7 protein-coding genes are annotated in these 6,236 nt (G+C 67.9%); all 7 read right to left on the bottom strand.

Going from position 1 to position 6,236, the window contains the following annotated elements; all coding sequences use genetic code 11:
* Positions 1–107: 107 nt before the first annotated feature.
* A complete protein-coding gene (locus tag B3E43_RS01550) occupies positions 108–725 on the bottom strand; it encodes a DUF1134 domain-containing protein (RefSeq protein WP_292026132.1) in 618 nt (205 codons plus the stop codon).
* A gap of 168 nt (positions 726–893) precedes the next feature.
* Positions 894–1,436 (bottom strand): TIGR00645 family protein, encoded by a 543-nt coding sequence (locus B3E43_RS01545; protein ID WP_292026131.1) that lies wholly within the window; start codon positions 1,434–1,436, stop codon positions 894–896.
* A 3-nt stretch (positions 1,437–1,439) separates the two neighbouring features.
* Entirely contained in the window at positions 1,440–3,848 is a 2,409-nt protein-coding gene (pheT, locus tag B3E43_RS01540; protein WP_292026130.1) for a phenylalanine--tRNA ligase subunit beta, read from the bottom strand.
* Entirely contained in the window at positions 3,845–4,276 is a 432-nt protein-coding gene (locus B3E43_RS01535) for a hypothetical protein (RefSeq protein WP_292026129.1), read from the bottom strand. The genes pheT and B3E43_RS01535 overlap by 4 nt, the downstream gene beginning before the upstream one ends.
* Before the next feature lie 20 nt (positions 4,277–4,296).
* Positions 4,297–4,707, bottom strand: coding sequence for a hypothetical protein (locus B3E43_RS01530; protein ID WP_292026128.1), 411 nt, complete (start codon positions 4,705–4,707; stop codon positions 4,297–4,299).
* Positions 4,707–5,783 (bottom strand): phenylalanine--tRNA ligase subunit alpha, encoded by a 1,077-nt coding sequence (gene pheS, locus B3E43_RS01525; protein ID WP_292026127.1) that lies wholly within the window; start codon positions 5,781–5,783, stop codon positions 4,707–4,709. Before pheS ends, B3E43_RS01530 begins: the two co-directional genes overlap by 1 nt.
* 87 nt (positions 5,784–5,870) lie before the next feature.
* Complete coding sequence (rplT, locus tag B3E43_RS01520) at positions 5,871–6,227, bottom strand: 50S ribosomal protein L20 (protein WP_055827447.1); 357 nt, start codon at positions 6,225–6,227, stop codon at positions 5,871–5,873.
* Positions 6,228–6,236 lie beyond the last annotated feature (9 nt).

Genomic DNA, 6,236 nt, shown 5'->3' with positions numbered 1-6,236 from the left:
GTTAGTGATTAGTGGTTAGTGATTGCCGCACTGACGGCGGAATGGCGGCGCTGGCCGCGCCGTCGCACAGACGCCAGCCAACCACTAACCACTAATCACTCGCCACCTCAGAAAGGCAGCAGATTCCGCTGGCGGCTGTAGGCCATGGTCCCGACATTCGCGCCGAGACGCAGGCCGACGCCGGTGCGGATCGGGGCCAGGATGATGCCGTCGGCGCGCTGGTAGTTCACGCCCAGGCCGCCGACCAGATAGGCCGTGCCTTCCACGCCGGGATAGCGGCGATAGATCATGTCCGGGTGGTACAGGCCGTACACCAGGGTGAAGACCCGGCTGGCATTGCCGCCGACATCCCAGCCGATCGAAATGCCTTGCCAGAACACCTCCTGCGAGGCCGACAGGTCCTTCATGTGCAGGGCGCCGCGGCCGTAGCGCGCGCCGACGCCGGCGGCGCCGGAGGCTTCCTCGCCGGCGATATAGGCGGTCGGGCGGTCTCCCTGTTCGGCGAAGATGCGCTCGATGGCCCCGCCGAGGGCTTCGGCGGCGATGCCCAGCTCACGCGAGCCGGCGGCGACCAGTTCATCGGCGGTATAGGCGGGCGCCTGGCCGTCGGAGGCGATCGGATAGGCCGGATCAGACGGCTGCTGCCCGGTGGTGGCGCAGGCGGACAGGCCCGAGGCGCCGGCGGTGGCGGCGAGGCCCGACAGGATCAGTTGGCGGCGATGCATGGTTCTGGCTCCGAAGGCGGGGACGGCTCGCCCGACTCGCGCGGGCGCTTGCGTTCACCGTCACCGCTCTTTGAGTCAGCCTTGCGGCGGCAAGGTTAACGGAAGCTTGCCGGCCATGCCGCGTGGGGTCGAGAAGGCGGAGCCTTCTGACCGCGGCCCACAAAATTATCAGTGTTTGTCGGTCTTGGACGTCAGCCAGTCCATCAGCGCCAGCAGCACGCCCGAGGCGACAAAAGTCAGGTGGATCAACACGCCCCACATGGCCTCCGTCTCGTCGATCGGCGTGCCGTCCCGGCCGATGTTCATGAAGAATTTCAGCAGCTGGATGCCCGAGATCGCCACGATCGAGGCGATCAGCTTCATCTTGAGGCCCGAGAAATCGACGGTGCCCATCCACGGCGGCCGGTCCGTCTCGCCGTCGAGGTCCAGCTTGGAGACGAAATTCTCATAGCCGGAGAACATCACGATCAGCAGCAGATTGCCGGCCAGCGAAAGGTCCACCAGCGTCAGAACAGCCAGGATGGCGTCGTTGGACGACATCCGCGGCCCGACGGCGAAGGCCTGCGGAAAATAATAGATCAGGTCCCGGACGAAGACAGCCAGCAGCATGATCAACGCCAGGACGAGGCCCGCGTAGAAGGGCGCCATCAGCCAGCGTGACTGGAACAGGAGACGTTCGAAGGCCGTCTCGATTCTCGGCTTGATGCCCATCAATCAGCTTCTCAGGTTCGCGCCGAGTTTCGCCGCGGCGGCGACAATCCGGGTCGACAATGCCTCGATCTCGGCCTCGGTCAGGGTCGCCTCGACGGGCTGGATCGACACCTCCAGCGCCACTGACTTCATGCCCTCGGGCACGCCCGCGCCGCGATAGAGGTCGAACACCGACACCCCGGCGATCAGCGCCTTGTCGACGGCGGCGACGGCCCTGACCAGATCGCCCACGGCCTTGCCGTCCTCGACCATGAAGGCGAAGTCGCGGGTCAGGGGCATGAGGTTGGCCAGATTGGCCGGACCGCGCGCCTTGGACTTCGCGCCGCGCGGCTCGGGCACCGCGTCCAGCACGATCTCGAAGGCCAGCATCGGCCCGTCGGCGTCCAGCGCCTTGAGCACGCGCGGGTGCAGGGCGCCGAACTCGACCATCACATTCTTCGGGCCCAGTTGCAGACGGGCGGAACGGCCGGGGTGCCACCAGTCGCGGTTCTGGCCCTGGGCCAGCTGCAGCGAGGCCACCGGCGCGCCCAGCGCCTCCAGCAGGGCCATCAGGTCACCCTTGAGGCCGAACAGGGCATCCTCCGGCGCGGCGCCCCAGTGACGGGCAGCGCGCGGGGCGATCAGTCCGGCGATGACGGTGCGCTGACCGTCCGGCTGGTCGTTCAGATAGATCGGCCCGATCTCGAACAGGGCGGCGTCGGCGTGGCCGCGGGCGGCGTTGCGGGCCGCCGCCTGGATCAGATTGGGCAGGGCCGAGGGGCGCATGCAGTCCAGATCGGCCGCGATCGGGTTCTCGACCCTCAACGCATCATCGCCGCCGCCGAACAGGGCCGCCGTCGACTGTTTTGTGAAGGACCAGGTGACCGCCTCCGCGTATCCCATGGCCGCCAGCGCGCGCCGCGCCAGCCGCACCCGCGCCTGACGCGAATTGAGCACGCCCTTCGATGGCGCGCCCAGGTCGGGCAGGGGGGGGGAAGGCAGGGCGCCGTAGCCCTCGATGCGGGCGACCTCCTCGACCAGATCGGCCGGACCCTCGACGTCGCGCCGCCACGACGGCGGCGTCACGGTCCAGGGCGTTCCCAGCGCCAGCTCGAAGCCGAGCCGGGTCAGGATTTCAGCAATGCGTTCGTCGTCCAGAGACAGGCCGGTCAGCAACGCAACACGGGCCGGGTCGAAGGCGAAGGCGGCGGGGTTGGCAGGGGCCTGACCCGCCACCACCAGTTCCGACGGCTCGCCGCCGCACAGGTCGAGGATCAGCCGCGTGGCCAGTTCGACGCCGGGCACGACCGAGGCCGGATCGACGCCGCGCGCGAACCGGTACTGGGCATCGGAATTCAGCGACAGGGTCCGGCCGGTCTGGGCCGTCACGATCGGGTCGAACCAGGCGCATTCCACGAAGACGTCCGTCGTCTCGTCCGAACAGCCGGTGGACTCGCCGCCCATGACGCCGCCCAGGCCGATGGGGCGTTCGCCGCCGGCGTCGGCGATGACGCAGATGGCCGGATCGGCGGCGTAGGTCTTGCCGTCCAGGGCGATCAGATGTTCGGGCTCGCCCGTATCGCGCGCAACCTGCCCGCCGCGCACCACGATCTCGTTCCCGACCAGCTTGGTCGCGTCATAGACGTGCAGGGGCCGGCAGCGGTCGTAGGCGACCAGATTGGTCACATCGACAAGCCGGTTGATCGAGCGCAGGCCGATCGCCGTCAGTCGCCGCTGCAGCCACTCGGGCGAGGGGCCGTTCTTCACGCCCCGGATCAGACGCCCGGCGAACACCGGACACATCTCCGGCGCCTCGATCCGTACCGAGATCGGCGAGGGGAAGGTCCCCGGGACCGGCAGGATCGACGGCGTCTTCAGTTGTCCGAGGCTCGCGGCGGCCAGATCGCGCGCAATGCCCGCCACGCCCAGCCAGTCGGGCCGGTTCGGCGTCACTTCGAAATCAATGACAGGCTCGGCCCCGAACACGCCCGCGGCCGGGGTTCCCACGGCCAGATCGTCGGCGAGCTCCAGAATACCGTCGCTCTCGTCGGCCAGCTCGAGCTCCGAAGCCGAGCACAGCATGCCGTTGGAAACGACGCCCCGCACCGGCTTTTCGACCAGGGTCACGCCCAGTCCGGGCACATAGGCGCCGATCGGCGCATAGATGGTGGTCAGGCCGGCGCGCGCATTGGGGGCGCCGCAGACGATCTCTTTCGGCCCGTCGACCGTATCGACCTGGCAGACCCGCAGGCGGTCGGCGTTGGGATGCTGTTCGGCCGAGACGATCCGCGCCACGGTGAACGGCGCGAGCGCCGCGATCGGGTCATGGACCTCCTCGACCTCCAGGCCGGCCATGGTCATGGCGTCGGCCACAGCTGCGACGTCCGCGTCCGTGTCGAGATGCTCCTTCAGCCAGGAGAGGGTGAATTTCACGCCGCGCCGCCCCCGGCCTGTTCCATGGCGCTGTTGCCGGCGACGATGCCCGACTCCAGGTCGGCCAGCAGCTCGTCGCTGCCCGTGAAGGCCACCTGGGCGAAGCGGCAGCGCACGAAGCGGCAGTCGGCCATGCCGATGGCGCCGACGATCTTTTCGCCCAGCGGCTTGAGCAGCAGGTTCCGCGGGTTGGCGGCCGCGCCCATGTTGCAGCCGTCGAACGTCGTGCCGTTCATCACCGCCATCACCGCCGGACCTTCGATCACGCAGTCGGTGAAGGTCTTGCCGGCGATGACCATCTCGCCCGCGTTCCAGTGGTTCACAGCCAGCACCGGAAGCCAGACGGCCTCTTTCTCAAAGCTGGTGCGCGCGACCATGGCGCGGCCGGCGGCCTCGGCGGGGGACATTTTCGGCGTGTCTTCGGTCATGCTGGCAGGTCTTTCAAGGTTCAGTTCTGGCTGTCGTCGACGGTCTTGACCTGCGCGATCAGCATATCAAGCAGTTCGTCATTCCCCGTGATCCCGAGCGTGAGGAACCGGCAGTTGGTGAAGGTGCAGTTGCGCACCGGAATGGCGCCGATGCCCATGTCGCCCAGCGGCCGGAACAGCATGTTGCGCATATCGCCGCCGGTCGGGCCGAAATTGGTCCGGTCGAAGAAGACGTTCTCAAGCACCAGCATCACGGCTGGCCCCTCGATGGTGCAGTCGGTGAAGGTACGCCCCTCGATCACCGCCCCGCCGCCGGCCTGCATGCTGGCGCGGTAGAGGTCGAGGAGGCCAAACCGGCTGCCGCGGAATTCGGTTGCGCGAGGGTCCAGCGCGCGGGACGCCGCGTCCGGAGAAATGGGCTGGTCGGTCATCAGGACAGTCCGCTTGCGGGGTTGGGGGCGGCGAAGGCGGAGAAGCCGTAGTGGGCCAGCCACCGGGTGTCGGCGTCAAACATGGGCCGCAGGTCGGGGATGCCGTATTTCAGCATGGCCAGGCGATCCACGCCCATGCCGAAGGCGAAGCCCTGGTACTCGTCCGGGTCGATGCCGCAGTTCCGCAGCACATTGGGATGCACCATCCCGCAGCCCAGGATTTCCATCCAGCTGTCGCCCTGGTTCAGCTTCAGCTCGCCGCCCGAGCGGTCGCAGCGGATGTCCATCTCGGCCGAGGGCTCGGTGAAGGGGAAATGGTGCGGCCGGAAGCGCGCATCGACGCCGTCCACCTCGAAGAAGCGGGCGACGAAGGTCTCCAGCGTCCACTTCAGATGGCCCATGTGGATGGCGCGGTCGATCACCAGCCCCTCGACCTGATGGAACATCGGCGTGTGGGTGGCGTCGCTGTCCTTCCGGAAGGTCCGGCCCGGCGCAATGATCCGGATGGGCGGCTTCTGGGTCATCATGGTCCGCACCTGCACCGGGCTGGTGTGGGTGCGCAGCACCTTGCGTTCGCCCGTCACGGGGTCGGGCCGCAGGAAGAAGGTGTCGTGCATCTCCCGCGCCGGGTGTTTGGGTGGGAAATTCAGGGCCGTGAAATTGTGGAAATCGTCCTCGATGTCCGGGCCTTCGGCGACCGCGAAACCCATGTCGGCGAAGACGGCGATCATCTCGTCCATCACCTGCATGGTCGGATGGACCGAACCGGCCCGGCGCGGGCGTGAGGGCAGGGTCAGGTCGACGTGTTCGGCCTTCAGCCGGGCGTCCAGTTCGGCGCTTTCCAGCTCGGCCTTGCGGGCCGCCAGCGCCGACGACACCCGGTCGCGCAGGCCGTTGATCATCGGCCCCTGCTCGCGGCGCTCGTCAGGGGACATCGCACCCATGCCCTTGAGCAGGCCGGAGATCGAACCGGACTTGCCGAGGGCGGCCACGCGCAGGTCCTCCACCGCGGCGGCGGTCTCCGCGCCGCCGATGGCGTTGATCAGGTCGAGTTCGAGTTGGGCGAGATCGGTCATGCTGGGGTTCGTCTAGCGGGTGCTTCGCAAAGCAAAAAGCCCCCCGGCGCGGGCCGGAGGGCTTTTGCGTCTTCCGTTGCCGGAAAATCAGGCCTTCAGGGCGTCGCGGACCTTGTCGGCCACGGCCTTGAAGGCGGCTTCGTCAGCGGCCATCGCGGCCAGGACCTTGCGGTCCAGCTCGATGCCGGCCTCGCCGAGGCCGTGCATGAACTGCGAATAGGTGAAGCCTTCCAGACGCGCGGCGGCATTGATGCGCTGGATCCACAGGGCGCGGAAAGAGCGCTTCTTGTTGCGGCGGTCGCGGTAGGCATATTGCCCGGCGCGGTCGACCGCGGCCTTGGCGGTGCGGATGGTGTTCTTGCGGCGGCCGTAGAAACCCTTGGCCTGCTTGAGAACCTTCTTGTGTCTGGCGTGGGAAACTACGCCGCGTTTGACGCGAGCCATGTCGCTATC

Origin of the sequence: Brevundimonas sp. UBA2416 (assembly GCF_002343105.1) — a bacterium.
GTDB lineage: Bacteria > Pseudomonadota > Alphaproteobacteria > Caulobacterales > Caulobacteraceae > Brevundimonas.
This window is presented reverse-complemented; position numbering and strand designations above follow the sequence as displayed.

Excerpts from the sequence above, each read along its gene's own strand:
- B3E43_RS01535 (WP_292026129.1), bottom strand. The coding sequence starts at position 4,276 with ATGACCGAAGACACGCCGAAAATGTCCCCCGCCGAGGCCGCCGGCCGC.
- rplT (WP_055827447.1), bottom strand. The coding sequence starts at position 6,227 with ATGGCTCGCGTCAAACGCGGCGTAGTTTCCCACGCCAGACACAAGAAG.
- pheS (WP_292026127.1), bottom strand. The coding sequence starts at position 5,783 with ATGACCGATCTCGCCCAACTCGAACTCGACCTGATCAACGCCATCGGC.
- B3E43_RS01530 (WP_292026128.1), bottom strand. The coding sequence starts at position 4,707 with ATGACCGACCAGCCCATTTCTCCGGACGCGGCGTCCCGCGCGCTGGAC.
- B3E43_RS01545 (WP_292026131.1), bottom strand. The coding sequence starts at position 1,436 with ATGGGCATCAAGCCGAGAATCGAGACGGCCTTCGAACGTCTCCTGTTC.
- B3E43_RS01550 (WP_292026132.1), bottom strand. The coding sequence starts at position 725 with ATGCATCGCCGCCAACTGATCCTGTCGGGCCTCGCCGCCACCGCCGGC.